The organism is Dietzia sp. 179-F 9C3 NHS (assembly GCF_045369825.1).
GTDB lineage: Bacteria > Actinomycetota > Actinomycetes > Mycobacteriales > Mycobacteriaceae > Dietzia.
In genome coordinates this window covers 1-16261 of sequence record NZ_JBIQES010000012.1, presented here as the reverse complement: position 1 = coordinate 16261, position 16261 = coordinate 1, and the positions used below count along the sequence as shown (strand labels likewise).

The 16261-nt window shown below is 69.8% G+C and carries 13 protein-coding genes and 1 riboswitch; of the genes, 1 reads left to right on the top strand and 12 read right to left on the bottom strand.

Going from position 1 to position 16261, the window contains the following annotated elements; all coding sequences use genetic code 11:
- Nucleotides 1-183: 183 nt before the first annotated feature.
- The 12 genes from ACH0BZ_RS13495 to ACH0BZ_RS13440 all read right to left on the bottom strand — a co-directional run bounded on the left by ACH0BZ_RS13495 (nt 184) and on the right by ACH0BZ_RS13440 (nt 13483).
- Complete coding sequence (locus ACH0BZ_RS13495) at nt 184-873, bottom strand: hypothetical protein (protein WP_406899058.1); 690 nt, start codon at nt 871-873, stop codon at nt 184-186.
- Nucleotides 874-875: 2 nt separating this feature from the next.
- The gene (locus ACH0BZ_RS13490; protein WP_406899057.1) at nt 876-2465 is read right to left on the bottom strand and encodes an HtaA domain-containing protein; all 1590 of its coding nucleotides are present in this window, start codon (nt 2463-2465) and stop codon (nt 876-878) included.
- 44 nt (nt 2466-2509) lie between these two features.
- Nucleotides 2510-3856, bottom strand: a complete 1347-nt coding sequence (locus ACH0BZ_RS13485) for a hypothetical protein (protein WP_406899056.1) — start codon at nt 3854-3856, stop codon at nt 2510-2512.
- A gap of 35 nt (nt 3857-3891) precedes the next feature.
- On the bottom strand, nt 3892-4749 hold the full coding sequence (locus ACH0BZ_RS13480) for a heme ABC transporter ATP-binding protein (protein ID WP_406899131.1): 858 nt from the start codon (nt 4747-4749) through the stop codon (nt 3892-3894).
- A gap of 59 nt (nt 4750-4808) precedes the next feature.
- Nucleotides 4809-5828, bottom strand: a complete 1020-nt coding sequence (locus tag ACH0BZ_RS13475) for a FecCD family ABC transporter permease (protein WP_406899054.1) — start codon at nt 5826-5828, stop codon at nt 4809-4811.
- 116 nt (nt 5829-5944) lie between these two features.
- Nucleotides 5945-7039 carry a hemin ABC transporter substrate-binding protein gene (locus ACH0BZ_RS13470; protein ID WP_406899052.1) on the bottom strand — a complete coding sequence of 365 codons (1095 nt, stop codon included), beginning with the start codon at nt 7037-7039 and terminating at the stop codon, nt 5945-5947.
- A gap of 288 nt (nt 7040-7327) precedes the next feature.
- Entirely contained in the window at nt 7328-9508 is a 2181-nt protein-coding gene (locus ACH0BZ_RS13465; RefSeq protein ID WP_406899051.1) for a 3-hydroxyacyl-CoA dehydrogenase NAD-binding domain-containing protein, read from the bottom strand.
- A 42-nt stretch (nt 9509-9550) separates the two neighbouring features.
- Nucleotides 9551-10762: an acetyl-CoA C-acetyltransferase gene (locus ACH0BZ_RS13460; RefSeq protein ID WP_406899050.1), complete on the bottom strand. Its 1212-nt coding sequence runs from the start codon at nt 10760-10762 to the stop codon at nt 9551-9553.
- A gap of 77 nt (nt 10763-10839) precedes the next feature.
- A complete protein-coding gene (locus ACH0BZ_RS13455; protein WP_406899048.1) occupies nt 10840-11667 on the bottom strand; it encodes an energy-coupling factor ABC transporter ATP-binding protein in 828 nt (275 codons plus the stop codon).
- Entirely contained in the window at nt 11664-12392 is a 729-nt protein-coding gene (gene cbiQ / locus ACH0BZ_RS13450) for a cobalt ECF transporter T component CbiQ (RefSeq protein WP_406899046.1), read from the bottom strand. Before cbiQ ends, ACH0BZ_RS13455 begins: the two co-directional genes overlap by 4 nt.
- The gene (locus tag ACH0BZ_RS13445; protein ID WP_406899045.1) at nt 12393-12746 is read right to left on the bottom strand and encodes an energy-coupling factor ABC transporter substrate-binding protein; all 354 of its coding nucleotides are present in this window, start codon (nt 12744-12746) and stop codon (nt 12393-12395) included. It abuts the gene before it with no gap.
- Complete coding sequence (locus ACH0BZ_RS13440; RefSeq protein ID WP_406899043.1) at nt 12743-13483, bottom strand: energy-coupling factor ABC transporter permease; 741 nt, start codon at nt 13481-13483, stop codon at nt 12743-12745. The genes ACH0BZ_RS13445 and ACH0BZ_RS13440 overlap by 4 nt, the downstream gene beginning before the upstream one ends.
- Before the next feature lie 36 nt (nt 13484-13519).
- Nucleotides 13520-13729, bottom strand: a riboswitch (cobalamin riboswitch).
- Nucleotides 13730-13773: 44 nt separating this feature from the next.
- Here ACH0BZ_RS13440 and malQ point away from each other — a divergent pair.
- Complete coding sequence (gene malQ, locus ACH0BZ_RS13435; RefSeq protein ID WP_406899041.1) at nt 13774-16053, top strand: 4-alpha-glucanotransferase; 2280 nt, start codon at nt 13774-13776, stop codon at nt 16051-16053.
- The last annotated feature ends 208 nt before the right edge of the window (nt 16054-16261 follow it).

Genomic DNA, 16261 nt, shown 5'->3' with positions numbered 1-16261 from the left:
CGACGCCCCGAAGTCCCACGCCGGAGTTCGGGGCGTCGTCATTTTCCGCACCGTCGCTCCCCGCACCGACCCTGACGAGTGCCGTGGGCCGTGAGCCATGCAGACGGCCCCGGTACCTGGAATCAGGTACCGGGGCCGTCTCCTTGGAGATCTGCTCGGCTGGACCGTTGCTCTCGTCGGTGCTTACGAGCCGAAGATGCCCGAGATCGAGTTCAGGATCCCGGCGACCGAGCCGGCGGCCGGCGCGGCGTCCTCGTCGGAGAAGACGATGGGAACGTACTGTTCGTACGCCTCCTTGACCGCCCCTCCCGCCGCGTAGGTGTAGATGCCGTAGTTGCCGCCGAGTTCGGGCTCGGCCTGGAAGACGGTGAACGTCGTGCTGAAATTGCCGTCACCGTCGATCTCGATGTACGGCGGTTCGCCGCCTCGCTCGTTGAAGCTGACGGTCGGCAGCGCCCACCACTGCTCGATGACCTTACGAGCCGAGCTCGGCGCGTCCGCGGACGGCTTCCACTCGTCGAGGAACTTGCCGAACACCACGTAGGCGCCGGAGGGCTGGCCCGCCAATGGCGGGCGGGTGCCCAGGACCGACGGGTCGTTGAATCCGGTTCCGGTGACGGTGATCTGGTGCTCCCCCTCGGTCGGGAGGGTGGTGTCAGACACCGTGATCCGGGGGCCTGCCTCCGCTCCGGGGGCGTCGTCCTCCACTCCCGATGCGTCGTTGGACAGGGACGCAGAGGGCAGACTCGCGCTGGAGAACGCCTGAGCGTTGACGACGGGGGACACGCCGGCGCCGACGAGCAGCGCGACGGAGGCTCCGAGGACGAGTCCCCGGCGCGTCAGGCCTTCTAGACCTGAGCGGTTGTGGTTCATTCCTATACCTTCTTTCGGGCAGCCATATAGATGAGTCCTGCTGCGATCGCGAGCAGGGCACCGCCAACCCACCACTGCCACTGGAGCAGCGAGGTTGCTGACGACTTCGAGGCGATATCGGCGTAGTAGACCTCTCCACCCTCCGCCTGCCCGGCAGCAGCCAACGGGGAGGAGTTGTCCGCCATGGTGCTGGCAGCGGGAGCGGAATTCCCGCTCGAACCGCTGTTGGACTGCCCGCCGGACGACGGGGAGCCCCCGCTGGTACCGCTGTTCCCACCGGAGGTGGGTGAGGTTGCCGTGGTCACCGCGTATCCGACCGTTCCGGCGTTGACCGGACCACTGGCCGGCAGGACGTAGTCGTCCGAGTCCTCCGAGGCCGTGGTCGAGTCGCCGCTATCGGTCGTCGTTCCGGTTCTCACCGCGGCTCCGCTGACCCCCGCCCCCGTCGGCGTGGTGTCGGCGAGGTCACTGGACCCCAGGTCACCCCAGGTCTTGTCGCCGTTGACGACAGAGTTCAGGTCCTCCCGGATACGGGTCCGGAAGATGCCCGCGGTGTCATCGAGGACGCCCTTGACAAAGTCGTTGATGACGTCGGAGAGCAGTCCCCCGGAGCCCGAGCCGCCGCCCGAGCCGCCGCCGGGACCATCGGCATCCGGAACCTCGAGTTCGTCACACTCCGAGGCGTCCCAGCAGACACTCAGCGGGAACGGGTTCTTCCGGCGATCTGCCGCCCCACCACTGGAGTACCAGTAGGGGCCCGATCCCGCCTCGGCCACGTAGTCGACGAAGTCCGAGGGGAAGGACCCGAAGTACTGATCGCTGGTGACCTGCTCCGGGAGCTCGGGGAGTTTCGGTGTGTACCTCACTCCGAAGTACTTGGGTGTGGCCGCGAATCCCAGGTCGGCTGACAGCTCCACGTCGTCGCGGTCCAGCTCGGCGAGCGTGACCTCCTCCGGGTCCAGCTCCTCCCAGAGATCCATGTTGTTCATATCGGTCTTGTGCGCCTTCAGGGTGCCCGTCACCGTGGCGGACGACGCCTTGACCTCGAGTACGGGATCCGAGATCGTGAAGTAGGTGTAGCCGGAGTAGAAGAGGACCGTGATGGTCCCGTCCCACTCGATGGTGCCGGTCCCCGACTGAGGGTCGATCTCCCCCTGCCCACCGGTGAACACCGCTTCGAAGCCGTTGTACTGATTGTTCCTCTTCAGTTCCGCCCCGTCCCGGTCCTTATGGATGTCCGCCTCGGTGGCCCGGGTGACGTTGCCGTCCGAGTCTCGCTTTTCGATCACGACATTGCCGTCCTGGCCCTTCCAGTCGCCCTGCGGAAGAGTCGTCATTCCACCGGTCAAGCCGCCCGACACGTCTCCCGCGGAGAGGAAGTTCTTCGTCTTCGGGGCAGGTGCGATGGTGCCGCTCTCAAAGTTGATTCCCCACCGGAACTCAGCGTCGTCGAGCGTGATCGCACCGCCGGGATCACCGTCGTCGTCCCCGGCCTGGGCGTGTGCCGTGGCGGCGAAAGGTGCCGTCGCGGCGACGAGTGCGGCCGATGCGAGGATCGCCCCGACCTTGATCGGGCGGGCTCTAGTGGACATGGGAATCTCTCCTGTCGGGATGGTGGTGCTCGTGCTGAGCGTGGTCAGTGGGTGAAGTACTGGGAATGCTGAGGGGATGATCCGTAGAAGTCATCGGCGCCGGGCACCGGCCCGTAGGCCTCTGTCGGGAGTTCATGGTCGTCGCCGTCGTCCTCCTCGTCTGGTCGCCCGGACAGGCGTCGGGCGACCACAAACACGATTGCTCCGAGGAGAACAAGAACCGCCACCGTGATGAACACCCACCCCCACTTCATGAGGCGCCCCTCCGTCGACAGCAGCCCGACGTCGCTGACCGCGAAACGGACCGATCCCTCGAGGCCCGACCCCGCGCCGACGGCACGGATCTCATGGGTGCCGGGCTCGATGTCGTCCGGGATCATCAGGACGCCGGCGATCTCTCCGTCGACGCCGGTCGTCAGCGGCCCGACGGCCGCGATTCCCTGCCCGAGTGAGACTGTTGCCTGTTCTCCCGGCCAGAAGCCGTACGCGGTGTAGGCCAGCGCTCCGCCCGGACGCGCCGCAGCCCGGTCCACCGTGATCTCGATGTCACCGGTTCCGGCCCCCGTGCCGCCGGTCGCCCCCCCGCCGCCTCCGGCTTGGCCGCCATCATCGCCGCCGTCCGCACCTGCGGATTCGCCGCCGTGCTCGCCGGAGGACCCGGCGGCTCCGCCGCCTCCGGACGCCCCCTGCTGGGTCGCGTTTCGGGTTCTGGCCTGCCCCTGTGCTCTCTGGGCGGTCGCCGGCCGCTGTGCCGCTCCGCGTGCGGACTGCGCACCGGATGCCGCGGCCTCCTCGCCGCCAGCCTCGGCGGCCTGCCCTCCGGCACCGGTGTCTCCACCGCCGCCGGCCTGGAAGGAGACGGGCACAAAGGCCTCGTTGTTCGCGTTCTTGACCCCGTGTGCGCCGAAGGTCATCCAGCCGCAGGTGACCTCCAGACAGTTGACCGTGACACGGTTGCCATCTCGGTCCTCGGACGTGAACCGCGGCCCCGGCACGTTGAGCGACAGGCGCCACGAACCGTTGTCCGCCATCGTGCCGTGCGCCTCGCCCTCGGTGGACGAACCCGGGAAAGCGATGAAGCCCAGATACCCCTGGTTGTTCTTGGCCTCGGAATCCGGCACGTACCGGTAGTGCGTGCCCGTCATCCCGCCTTGCGAGGGCCGCCAGTTGCGCTCATCCACCCAGCCGAACGCGACATAGATACCACCGAAGCCACCCTTGACGACCTGGTACCCGGAACCCTGGAGGTCGAACCGCGTCGGACCGTCAGCAGAGGCGGTGACACCGCCGAGCTCGCTGGTCACCGACAGTCGCCCGGCAGCGTTCGCGGTGGCGGGCAAGAGCACCGAGAGCAGCGCCCCGACCAGTCCGACAACGGCGAACAACGCCACCAACGGCACAGTCCGAGCTCGAATCAATGACACTTTCACGACGCATTCTCCGAATCAGGTGAGGACGCCAGGCCCGCGACAGCGAATCCGCGGTCGGTGCCCGGGGCGTCCGGGTGTTCCACGCCGTTGGCGCGTGCGCGACGGTCCGGCGTGACCAACAGGTCCCCGGTCACGGGATGTCGATGGACGAGAACAGGCTGCTGGTAGACCTCGTTGATCAGGTCTTCGGTCAGGACCTGCTCCGGGGTCCCTTCCGCGCGCACCGCTCCGTCGGACAGCAACACCACGCGGTCCGCATAGGCCGCAGCGAGTGCAAGATCGTGCAGCACCACCACCACGGCTCCGCCGGCGTCCGCCGCCTCGCGGGCCAGATTGAGCACGATCTCCTGGTGGCGCAGGTCGACGGCTGCCGTCGGCTCGTCCAGCATGAGGATGCTGGTTTCCTGCGCCAGCGCCCGGGACATGGAGACGCGGCCCTTCTCTCCGCCGGACAGTGTGGGGAAGGTGCGGTTCTGCAGATGCGCGACCTCGGTCGCCTCCAAGGCCGTGTCGATCGCGATGTCGTCCCGGTCCTCGGCCCCGGTGTTGATCCACGGTGCACGCGCCATGGCCACCACCTCGCGGACCGAGAACGGAAACGAGACCGTGTTGACCTGGTTGAGCATCGCCCTACGACGGGACAGGTCCTTGAGCTTCCAATCGGACAGCGGGATGTCGTCGAGGCTGACGCGCCCGGAATCCGGTTGCGTGTCACCGGCGATGACGCTTAGCAGCGTCGACTTGCCGGCACCGTTCGGCCCCACCAGCGCGAGCATCTCGCCGTGCCGGATCTCCAGGTCGACCGAGTCGAGGAGGACCTTTCCGCCGATGCGGTAGGACACGTTCTCCACCATGATCGCGGTGGCCCCGTCCTGCTTCTCCTCCGGCGAGGTGCCGCGTTCGAGCGTTCGGCTCATCCCCAACCTCCTGCGGTGCGACGGGTCCGGCGGAGAAGCCAGAAGAAGAACGGTCCACCGACCAGCGCGGTGATCATGCCAAGCGGCAGGTCCGCGTAGGCGACCGCGGTGCGCGCGAAGAGGTCGGCCGCGGTGAGCACGAGCGCACCCCCGACAACGGACGCCGGGATGAGCATCCGGTGGCCTGGCCCGATCATCATGCGGATCAGGTGCGGCACCACCAGCCCGACAAAGGCGACGATCCCGACGAACGATACCGCTGCCGCGGTGAGCAAGCCCACCAGCAGGATCGAGTGGATCCGCAACCGTTCGACATCCACGCCAAGGTGACGGGCCGAGCGCTCGCCCAGCGACAGGATGTCCAGAGAACGGGCCAACCGCATCGACAAGAGGATGCCGATTATCGCGATGGGCGCGACGATGACGACCTGCCCCCAGCGGCTTCCCGCCAGGCTTCCCATCTGCCAGAACACGATCTCCTCGCGGGCTTGGGTGTCGCCGATGAACATGAGGAACGCCAACAGCGCGCCGGCGACGGCGTTGATCGCGATACCGGTAAGGACGAGGGTCACGACCTCGGTCCGGCCGTTACTGCGGCTGAACAGGTATACGGCCGCGGTGGTCGCCACACCCGCGACGAACGCGCACACGACCTGGGTCCAGGGACCGAAGGCGGTGAGGCCAAAAACGATCGCCGCGGCCGCACCCACTGCAGCACCGGAGGAGACGCCCACGACGCTAGGTTCGGCGAGCGGGTTCCCAAAGGCCCCCTGCATGAGCACGCCACCGATCGCCAGTGCCGCACCTACCGCCGCGGCCATGGTCACCCTGGGGAACCGGACGCTCCATAGCGTGTTGTACGCCTGCGGGTGGGTTGCTTCTCCCCCGACGTCGATACCGATCCCCCGGAGGAAGCCGGAGGCCACCTCTCCGACGGGGATGGACAGCTGACCGGAACTGGCCGAGATGAGGACGAACACGACCAACGCGATCAGCATGCCGACGATCAACGCCATCGCGGAGAACATGCGTTTCGCCGAGCCCGGCTCCCCGCCCCTCGCCGGGGAGGTTGCCGGTGCTACCGGAACGGGCGCGGCTGTGGTGACCGTCCTGCGGGGGCTCTCGGTGGTGATCACAGTGACCCCGGTGCGTAGAGCGCCACGGCGAGAGCGTTGAGAACGGCGGGCGTACGGGTGCCGTAGGACAGAATCTGCTCATCGGGCATCGCGATGACGCGCTTGTTCTGGCCCGCCGGCGTATTGGCCAGTGCCGGGAACTGCTCGATGAGTCCGTCGATGCCGCCCACGGATTCCAGGCCCTTGGTCATCATCAACAGAACGTCCGGTTGGGCGGAGATTATGGCCTCGTCGTTGGCCGGCCTGGCACCGGACCACCCGATCTCGGAGGAGACGTCGTAGCCTCCGGCGGCCTCGATCAGCGAATCCGCACCACTGTTCTTACCGAAGATGTAGTAGATGCCGGCCTGCCCCCGGGCGTAGATGAACAGGGTCCGCAGTTCCTGATTGAGGTCGGTGGGGACGATCGTCTCCACTCCTTCGAGCGAGGTGGCGGTCTCCGCTTCGATTCGCTCGGCCAGCTTCGCGCCCCGCTCCGGGACCCCGAGAGCCTCCGCGACCGACATCGTCAGGCTCGTGATGTTGTCCAACCCACGGTCGGCGTCAACCACCACGACGGGAATCCCGGCATCACGGATCTGCAGGACGACGTCCCAGGGCCCGAGGGAGGTGTCCGTGATGAGCACGGAGGGGTTGAGGTCGAGTATGGCCTCAGCGCTGAGCTCGTGACCGTTGGTCGTGACCAGCGGTCGATCAGCGATCTCGTCGAAGTTGGAGGAGACGTCCCTGCCGATCACGTTCTCGCCCAGACCGAGCTCGAACACCATGCGGGAGGTGGTGCCGTACAGATCGAGAGGGAGGATCCGACTGATATCGGTGATCTCGACTTCGGTGCCCTGGTTGTCAGTGACCGTGACGGGGAGGGCCGGCTCGGGGCCGTCCACCGGGTCGATCGGATCGTCGGCCAGATCGAGGATCAACTCGCCCTGGAATTCACGCGTGTCCGACGCGGGCGTCACATCCGCCGCCAGCGGCGCCTCGGTGATCACATCGCTGCCCGACGAGCCAGCGGAGGCACCGCAGGCACCCAGTGCCAGAACCAGCAGTGCGGAGGTCACGATACGGGCCGCACCCGTGCGTCTTCTGAGCATGCGCAAAGAGTAGCACCCGATGCATAGGTAAGCCTAACCTTGCAAAGCCGAGGCTAACCTAATTCCTGTTTACGCAGGTCTGAGCGCTATGCCGAGCGATGGCTACATCTCATGCGCTCTGGACAACCGTGTGACTGAACGAACTCGACCACAAAATAAGGACTATCCGAAACTCACCACACACTGGACATCTATCCATTTTCGGACCGCGAACGACGACGGCCGCCCCGGGAGTCTCCTCCCGGGGCGGCCGCGTTGCGTGGCGTCGGCGCCTTCGTTACCTGACGGTCAGCCCTGCTCTGCCGCCAGCTTCTTCAGCGACTCCGTCGGCGCGAAGCGCTCTCCGTACTTCGCGGCCAGCTCCTCGGCGCGGGCCACGAAGCCCTGGTAACCCGTGCCGGCCTCACCGTCGAAGTTCTTGGCGTACTGGCGCGTGCCCCCGGTCCAGGCCGGGTACCCGATGCCGATGATCGAGCCGATGTTGGCGTCGGCGTCGTCGACGATCACGCCCTCGTCGAAGCACTTCTGGGTCTCGATAGCCTCGGCGAAGAGCATCCGGTCGATGAGGTCCTGCATCGGCGGCGCGTTGTCCACGGAGGTGTTGAACGCCTCGCGCAGGCCGGGCCACAGGCCTGTGCGCTTGCCGTCGGCGTACTCGTAGAAGCCGGCACCCGCAGCGCGGCCGGAGCGCTCGAGCTCCTCCACCATCTTGAGCACCACCCGGTCGGAGGCATTGGGCTCGTAGGTCTTGCCCGCGGCCTCCTCCGCCTCACGCGTTGCCTGGCGGATCTTGACCATGAGGTTGAGGTTCAGCTCGTCCGAGAGCTGCAGCGGCGCGGCCGGGTAGCCTGCCATGCGGCCGGCCTGCTCGATGGTGGCGGGCTCGATGCCCTCGTCGAGCATGCCGATCGCCTCGTTGACGAACGTGCCGATGACGCGCGAGGTGTAGAAGCCCCGCGAGTCGTTGACGACGATCGGCACCTTGCGGATGGCGACCGTGTAGTCGATGGCCTTGGCCAGCGTCTCCGGCGTGGTCTTCTCGCCCTTGATGATCTCGACGAGCTGCATCTTGTCGACCGGCGAGAAGAAGTGGACGCCGATGAAGTCCTCGGGGCGCTTGACGCCGGTGGCGAGGTCGGTGATCGGCAGGGTCGAGGTGTTGGAGCCGAGCAGTGCGGTGGGCTCGACGATGTCCTCGATCTCCTGGAACACCTGCTTCTTGAGGTCCGGCGACTCGAAGACGGCCTCGATCACGATGTCGCAGCCGGCCAGATCGGCGGCGTCGGCAGTCGGGGTGATGCGGGCGAGCAGGGCGTCGGACTTCTCCTGCGTGGTGCGGCCCCGCTCGAGCGCCTTGGCCTCGAGCTTCTCCGAGTAGGCCTTGCCCTTCTCGGCCCCCTCCTGCGAGACGTCCTTGAGCACGACCTCCATACCGGCCTTGGCCGAGACGTACGCGATACCGGCTCCCATCATGCCGGCGCCGAGCACGCCGATCTTCGTGAACTCGGTCTTCGGGATCTCCGAGCCGTCGGCGGCCTTGGGCCGGGCCCCACCGGAGGCGCAGTGCTGCATGTCGAAGAAGAACGCCTGGATCATGTTCTTGGCGATCGACCCGGTGACGAGCGAGACGAAGTAGCGGGCCTCGATCTGCTCTGCGGTGGCGAAGTCCACCTGCGAGCCCTCGACGGCCGCGGACATGATGGCGCGCGGGGCCGGCGACGGGGCGCCCTTGGTCTGCTTGCGCATGTTGGCCGGGAACGACGGCAGGACGGAGCTCACGGCGCGGTCGTTGACGGTGCCGCCGGGCAGCGTCCAGCCCTTGCGGTCCCACGGCTGCGAGGCCTCGGGGCCGGTCTTGATCCACGCCTTGGCGGCGTCGAGGAGCTGCTCGGGCGCCACGACCTCGTCCACGAGACCCATCTCGAGGGCCTTGGCGGGGACGAAGGACTTGCCGGACATGAGGATGTTGGGCACGGCCTGGGCGAGGCCGAACATGCGGACGGTGCGGACGATGCCGCCGCCGCCCGGCAGCAGGCCGAGGGTGATCTCGGGCAGGCCCACCTTGTTGCCGCGCACGTCGGCCATGACGCGGTGGTGGCAGGCCAGGGCCAGCTCGAGGCCTCCGCCGAGGGCGGCGCCGTTGAGGGCGGCCACGACGGGGACGCCGCAGGTCTCGAGGGCCCGCATCCGGCCCTTGATGGCCATCGAGCGCTCGTAGATCTCCTGGGCGTTCTCCGGCCCCATGGTGATCATGGACTTGAGGTCGCCGCCGCCAAAGAAGCTCTTCTTGGCGGAGGTGAGCACGACGCCCGTGATCGAGTCCTTCTCGTCGACGATCCGCTGGACCGTCGCGTCGAAGTCCTCGGTGAAGCGCGTGTTCATGGTGTTGGCGCCGTGGTCGGGGTCGTCCATGGTGAGGGTGACGATGCCGTCGCCGTCCTGCTCCCACCGGAACATGTTATCGCTCACTGGTTCTCTACTCCTGTATGAATCGTGTGTCGGTGGGGTGGATCAGACGCGCTCGATGATGGTGGCGACGCCCATGCCGCCTCCCACGCAGAGGGTGATGAGGGCGCGCTTGCCGCCGGTGCGCTCGAGCTCGTCGAGCACGGTGCCGGTGATCATCGCGCCGGTGGCGCCGAGCGGGTGGCCCATGGCGATCGCGCCGCCGTTGACGTTGAGCTTCTCGTCCGGGATGTTCATGTCCTTCTGGAAGCGCAGCACGACGGAGGCGAAGGCCTCGTTGATCTCCCACAGGTCGATGTCGTCCGGGGTGAGGCCGGCGATCTCGAGCGCCTTCTTGGAGGCGGGGGTGGGGCCGGTGAGCATGATCGTGGTGTCCGCGCCGGAGGTGGCGGCGGCCACGACCCGGGCGCGCGGCGTCATGTTCATGTCCTTGCCGGCCTGCTCGGAGCCCACCACGACGAGCGCGGCGCCGTCGACGATGCCCGAGGAGTTGCCGCCGTGGTGGACGTGGTCGATCTTCTCCACGTGGTGGTACTTCTGCAGCGCCACGGCGTCGAAGCCGCCCATGTCGCCGACCATGGCGAACGACGGCTTGAGGCCGGCGAGCGTCTCGACGGTGGTGCCGGGGCGCATGTGCTCGTCGCGGTCCAGCACGGTGAGGCCGTTGATGTCCTTGACCGGCACGACCGAGTTGGCGAAGCGACCCTCGTCCCAGGCCCGGGCGGCCAGGCGCTGCGAGCGCTCGGCGTAGCGGTCCACGTCCTCGCGGGTGAAGCCCTCGAGGGTGGCGATGAGGTCGGCGCCGATGCCCTGGGGAGAGAAGTAGGTGTCGTAGTTGGTGGCCGGGTCCAGCGCCCAGGCGCCGCCGTCGGTACCCATCGGGACACGCGACATCGACTCGACGCCACCGGCGAGCACGACCTCGTCCCAGCCGGAACGGATCTTCTGCGCGGCCATGTTGATGGTGGTGAGGCCGGAGGCGCAGAAGCGGTTGATCTGCACGCCCGCGACGGTGTCGGGCATCTTGGCGGCCAGCGCGGCGATGCGCGGCAGGTCCATGCCCTGGTCGCCGAGCGGGGTGACGATCCCGTAGATGATGTCCGAGATCCGGTTCTCGTCGAGGTCGGGGAACCGACGCCGCATCTCCTCGATGAGTCCGACGACGAGGTCGATCGGCTTGACGCCGTGAAGAGCCCCGCCGGGCTTGCCCTTCCCGCGCGGGGTCCGGATGGCGTCGTAGATGAATGCCTCGGTCATGGGTGGTCCACGGCCTTTCTCTGGGCGGAACTGCTGTCCTGGTCCGAAATGAACGTGTTCCGGGACAGATTACGTGGTCACACCTCGCCCGGTCGGAGCACGGTCCGCTTCAGCCGCCGCGAGACCCTCGCACCCCACGGCACGGCCAGCCGTGCCGCACCGAGCAGCGCCTCGTCCCGCAGCACGTCGTGTGCCGGGCCGCGGGTCAGGTGGCCCGCGGTGAGCACCGCCACCTCCCGCGCCCAGGCCCAGGCCAGGTCGACGTCGTGGGTGGCCATGACCACCGCCGTCCCGGCCGCGCGCACCGCCTCCAGTGCCGCCAGCAGGTCGTCGCACGCCACCGGATCCAACCCTGCGGTGGGCTCGTCGAGCAGCAGGACCCGGGGCCGCATGGCCAGGGCGCCGGCGATCGCGACGCGTTTGCGCTGACCGAAGGACAGGTGGTGCGGGACGCGGTCGGCGAGGTCGGCGATCGCCAGGGCCGCCAACGCCTCGGCGACGCGCCGCTCGACCTCGGCGCGGTCCAGGCCGAGGTTCACCGGCCCAAAGGAGACGTCGGCCCGCACGGTGGCGGCGAAGAGCTGGTCGTCGGGCTCCTGGAGGACGAGCTGCACGGACTCGCGCAGGCGGGTGCGGTCGGCGCGGCGGTCCCGGACGCGCTCGCCGTCGAGCTCGAGCGTCCCGCCGTCGAGCCGGTTCAGCCCCACGAGTAGACGCAGGAGGGTGGTCTTGCCGCTGCCGTTGCCGCCCAGCAGCGCGAGGCGCTCCCCCGGCGCCACCTCGAGGCCGGCGCCGTCGAGCACGGTGTGCCGGTGGCCGCCGGTGGAGTCGAGGCAGCGGTGCGCGAACCGGGCGTCGCGCAGGGCGAGGACGGGCGGCCGGACCGTGTCGCGCGGGGCCGTCACGCCGCCATCCCCACCGCGACCACGGCGCCCACCACCACGGTGATGACGACGAGGCGGGCGGCCGAGACCGGCCGGGCCGGCGCGAGGACCGCCGTCTCGCCCCGTTCGGCGCGGAGCGCCATGGCGTCGTCGATCGCCCGGGCCCGGCTCAGTGCCAGCACGAAGACGGTCGCGAACTGCGTCCCCACGGACGTGATCGCCGCGCGGGCCGTGCGGTGCCCCAGCCGCAGGTCGTGGGCCTGCCGCAGGGTCCGGGTGGTGCCCACGAGAATCCCGACGAGCCGGTAGGTGGTGTCCACGACGTGTGCGAGTGGGGCCGGCAGGCCAGCCCGCCGGCCCGCGGCGAGGAGGTCGGCGGCGGGCGTGGTGCAGGCCAGGGTGACGGTGGCGGCAGTGGCCGCGATCGCCCGGCTCACCGCGCGCCACGCCGCGTCGACCCCGGTGGGGTCCACGACGAGCCGCCCGCCGACCAAATCCCACACGAGCGGGCCCACGCCCAGTGCGAGGAACACCGCCGGCGCGAGCAGCGCCGGCAGGTAGACCCGGGCCGGGACGCGGGCCAGCACGAGCCCGCACACGCAGCAGACCGCTAGGATCGCCGCGTGCCCCACCGGTGGCGGCACGAGCAGTGCCGCCACCAGCAGGCCGCCGAAGAGCAGGAGCTTCTCGGCGACGGGGCGGTCCGACCAACGGTTGTGGGCGGCAGCCAGTTCGAGGGGGTTCACCTAGACGGCGGCGGTGCCCGACGCGGCGGGCTGCACCCGCTGCCGGCTGCGGGTGCGCAGGACGCCGAGCCCGTAGCCGACGATCCCGCCGCCGATGCCGGCCTGGAGGGCGAACACACCCGATTCGACCTCGCCCGGCAGTTCGGGCAGCAGGGGCTCGAACCAGGGCTCGTAGTCGGGCGCGACCTCGGTGATCGTGTCCTCAGCCTGGCCGTCGGCCCCCTCGAACTCCCCGCCGCGGCTCGCGCCGTAGACCAGGGACAGCGCGGCGATCGCCACGGCGACGGCGACGAGTCCCACGAGGACCCATGCCCCGGCGTGCCGACGCCCGCCGGTGGTGGTGCTCCCGCTCATCGCACGGCCTCCTTCTTCTCGGCGTTGGTCGTCGGGGCGTCGTCGATGGCCGGGGCGGCCGCGCCCTCGAGCCGCGCTCGTCGGAAGAACCCGAGCAGGTCGAGCTCACGCGCGGCGATACGCAGCAGGACGCTGACGATCACCACCACGATGAGCGCTTCGACGATCGCGAGCGGGATCTGGGTGAGCGCGAAGACGGCGAGGAACTCGCCCATCGAGTGCCACATCCCGTGCTCGGCGCTGGGGAACGCGAGCGCGAGCTGGGCGCTGGTGACGAGGTAGGTGACCAGGTCCGCGAGGAACGCGGCCACGAACACCGCTCCGAGCAGCGGCACGGCGACGCGCCGGCACGCCACGAACGCGGCGTAGGCGATCCACGGCCCGGCCACGCCCATGGAGAAGACGTTGGCGCCGAGCGTCGTGAGGCCGCCGTGGGCGAGCAGCAGCGCCTGGAAGAGCAGGACGACCGTCGCCACAAAGGCCATGACCGGGGGCCGGAAGACGATCGTCCCGAGTCCGGTGCCGGTGGGGTGTGAGCTCGAGCCCGTCACCGACGGCAGTTTGACGGCGGACATGACGAACGTGAACGCCCCGGCCGCGCCGAGCAGGACGCCGGCCTCCGGGGTCTGCCGGACCGTTCTGACGACCTCGCGTGCGCCGTGGATCACGAACGGCGCCGCGACGGCCGTCCATGCCGCGGCGTGGACCGCGGGGAGGAAACCCTCTGCGATATGCATGTGTGGTGGAACCTTTCTGCCCGTCACCTCGCGGGCACTCGCGGTGGCGGCCACGGCCGGTCTCCTGACTCACGGTTCCCCGGACCACCCGCGTGGGGTGGGCCGGATCGCCGCCCGTCCGCCTTCCCACCCGCACACGAGGCGCGAGCAGTGGCACAGTGGACTGGCGACATCATCCGTTCACAGTGGCGAGGGCCGCCCCGGACTCACACCGGGTTCCCGAACACCGCAGCTGAGCAGATCGTAACCCGCCGCAGGCACGCGCACACCATCGGAGCGAGGACACCACGTTGACCACCACCCAGCCCGTCTCCCCCGCCCTCGCCGCGCTGGCCGAGGAGTGCGGCGTCTCCACCGGATACGAGGACGGCCAGGGGATATGGCACGACGCCTCCGCGGAGACACTTCGCGCCGTCCTCGCGGCGATGGGGGTCGAGACGGCGCCCGGGGCCGGCGGGCCGGGGGGTGACGACGACGAGGCCGTCGCCGCGGCGGGTGGGCCCGCCGCCGACGCGGCCGACCGGGCCTCGCTCGAGCGGGTCCGCCTGCGCCCGTGGCGGCGGGTCCTGCCGCCCACCGTCGTCGCGCGCGAGGGCTGGAGCCCGCGCGTGCGCGTCCACGTCCCGGACGGGGCCTCGCTGACGGTCGAGGTGATCCCCGAGGGCGGCGGTCCCGCCCGCCACGTGCCACAGCTCGACCTGTGGGTGGAGCCCCGGGACGTCGACGGGCTGCGCACGGGGTGCGCGACGGTCGAGATCCCCGGTGATCTGCCTCCGGGCTGGCACCGTGTCGTCGCCGTCGTCGACGGCCGCGACCCCCGTGACGACGCCGGCGACGCGGCCCCCGCCCGCACCGCGCGCCACCCCGACGAGGGCACCGTCGCGGACCCGGGTTCGGCGGTGGCGACGCTGCTCGTCTCCCCGCGGACGATCCCCGTGCCCGTCGGCCTCGAGGAACGGCCGGCCGTGGGCGTGGCGGCGCAGCTCTACCAGGTGCGGTCGGAACGATCTTGGGGGGTGGGCGACCTGTCCGACCTCGCCGACCTGGCCGACTTCTCCGCCCGCGACCTCGGCGCCGACTTCGTCCTGGTCAACCCGATGCACGCGGCGGAGCCGTACCCGCCGCTCGAGCCGTCGCCGTATCTGCCCACGACCCGCCGGTTCGCCTCGCCGCTCTACCTGCGGCCCGAGGAGATCGACGAGTACGCCTACCTGCCCGCCGCCGACCGCGCTCGCGTCGAGGAGCTGGCCGCCCTCGCGCGGCGGGGCAACGAGGCCGACACGATCGACCGCGACGCAGCATGGACCGCCAAGCTCGAGGCGCTGCGCCTGGTGGCGACGGCGGAGCCGACCGGACGCCGCGCGGCCCGGTTCGCCGCGTTCCTCGCCGAGGAGGGCGAGGGCCTGCGCCGTTTCGCCACCTGGTGTGCGATCGCTGCCGAGCACGGCCCCCATTGGTCGGTGTGGCCGGAGGACCTGCGCGACCCCGAGTCCCCCGCCGTCGCCCGGTATGCCGCCGAGAACGCGGGCGAGGTGCGGTTCCACGAGTGGCTCCAGTGGGTCGTGGCCGAGCAGCGGGCCCACGCCCAGCGGGACGCCCTCGCGGCCGGTATGCGTCTCGGGGTGCTGCACGACCTCGCCGTCGGGGTCCATCCGAGCGGCGCCGACGCGTGGGCCCTCGACCGGTCGCTGGCCCGTGGGGTGTCCGTGGGGGCGCCGCCGGACATGTACAACCAGCGGGGGCAGGACTGGTCCCAGCCGCCGCTGCGGCCGGACGCGCTCGCCGAGGAGGGCTACGCGCCGTTCCGCGACCTCGTCCGCGCCGCGCTCCGCGACGCCGGTGGGGTGCGCATCGACCACATCCTCGGCCTGTTCCGGCTGTGGTGGGTGCCCGCCGGCAGGCCGCCCACCGAGGGCACGTACGTGCGCTACGACCACGAGGCGATGATCGGAGTCCTCGCCCTGGAGGCGAGCCGCGCCGGTGCCGTGATCGTGGGCGAGGACCTGGGCACCGTCGCTCCGGGCGTGCGGGAGGAGATGACCGAGCGCGGCCTCTTCGGTACCTCGGTCCTGTGGTTCGAACGGACCGACGACGGCTCCGTGCTCCCTCCCGAGGACTACCGACGCCTGTGCATGGCGTCGGTGACGACGCACGACCTGCCCCCGTCGGCCGGGTACGTGGACCTGGTGCACGTGGACATCCGCGACGAGCTCGGCCAACTGGTCGATCCGGTGGACGTGGAGCGTCGGCGGGCGGCCGAGGAGATCGACACGTTCACGGACGTGCTGCGCGAGCGGGGCCTGCTCGACAGCCGGACGCCCACGCCCGCGGCCGAGGACGTCTCGGTGGCGCTCCACGAGTTGTTGTCGGCGGCGCCGTCGTTGCTGCTGTCGGTGTCGGTGGCGGATCTGGTGGGAGATCGCCGGCCGGTGAACATGCCGGGGACGTACCGCGAGTATCCGAACTGGTGCGTGCCGCTCTCGGGCGCCGACGGTGAGGCTGTATCGCTCGAGCAGCTCCGCGAGTCGTCGCTGGCACGGCGGATCATGTCGGCGGTAGCGCCGGAATAGCCACCGCGGCCCAGCGCCTTGACGCGCCGGCATCCACACGGGAAGTTTCCTGCGCGGGCGGTGGACGCCAAGCGGAAACGCAAATGGCGGCAAATGGCGAGAGCCCCGACCGAGGTCGGGGCTCTCGTGTGAAGTTGTGTTCGGCGGTGTCCTACTCTCCCACACCCTCTCGAGTGCAGTACCATCGGCGCTGGCAGGCTTAGCTTCC

Bases quoted from the DNA above. Each gene is read 5' to 3' on its own strand.
- ACH0BZ_RS13445 (WP_406899045.1), bottom strand. From the start codon at position 12,746: ATGAGCGGGAGCACCACCACCGGCGGGCGTCGGCACGCCGGGGCATGG.
- ACH0BZ_RS13470 (WP_406899052.1), bottom strand. From the start codon at position 7,039: ATGCTCAGAAGACGCACGGGTGCGGCCCGTATCGTGACCTCCGCACTG.
- ACH0BZ_RS13475 (WP_406899054.1), bottom strand. From the start codon at position 5,828: ATGGCGTTGATCGTCGGCATGCTGATCGCGTTGGTCGTGTTCGTCCTC.
- ACH0BZ_RS13495 (WP_406899058.1), bottom strand. From the start codon at position 873: ATGAACCACAACCGCTCAGGTCTAGAAGGCCTGACGCGCCGGGGACTC.
- ACH0BZ_RS13440 (WP_406899043.1), bottom strand. From the start codon at position 13,483: ATGCATATCGCAGAGGGTTTCCTCCCCGCGGTCCACGCCGCGGCATGG.
- ACH0BZ_RS13490 (WP_406899057.1), bottom strand. From the start codon at position 2,465: ATGTCCACTAGAGCCCGCCCGATCAAGGTCGGGGCGATCCTCGCATCG.
- ACH0BZ_RS13460 (WP_406899050.1), bottom strand. From the start codon at position 10,762: ATGACCGAGGCATTCATCTACGACGCCATCCGGACCCCGCGCGGGAAG.
- ACH0BZ_RS13480 (WP_406899131.1), bottom strand. From the start codon at position 4,749: ATGGTGGAGAACGTGTCCTACCGCATCGGCGGAAAGGTCCTCCTCGAC.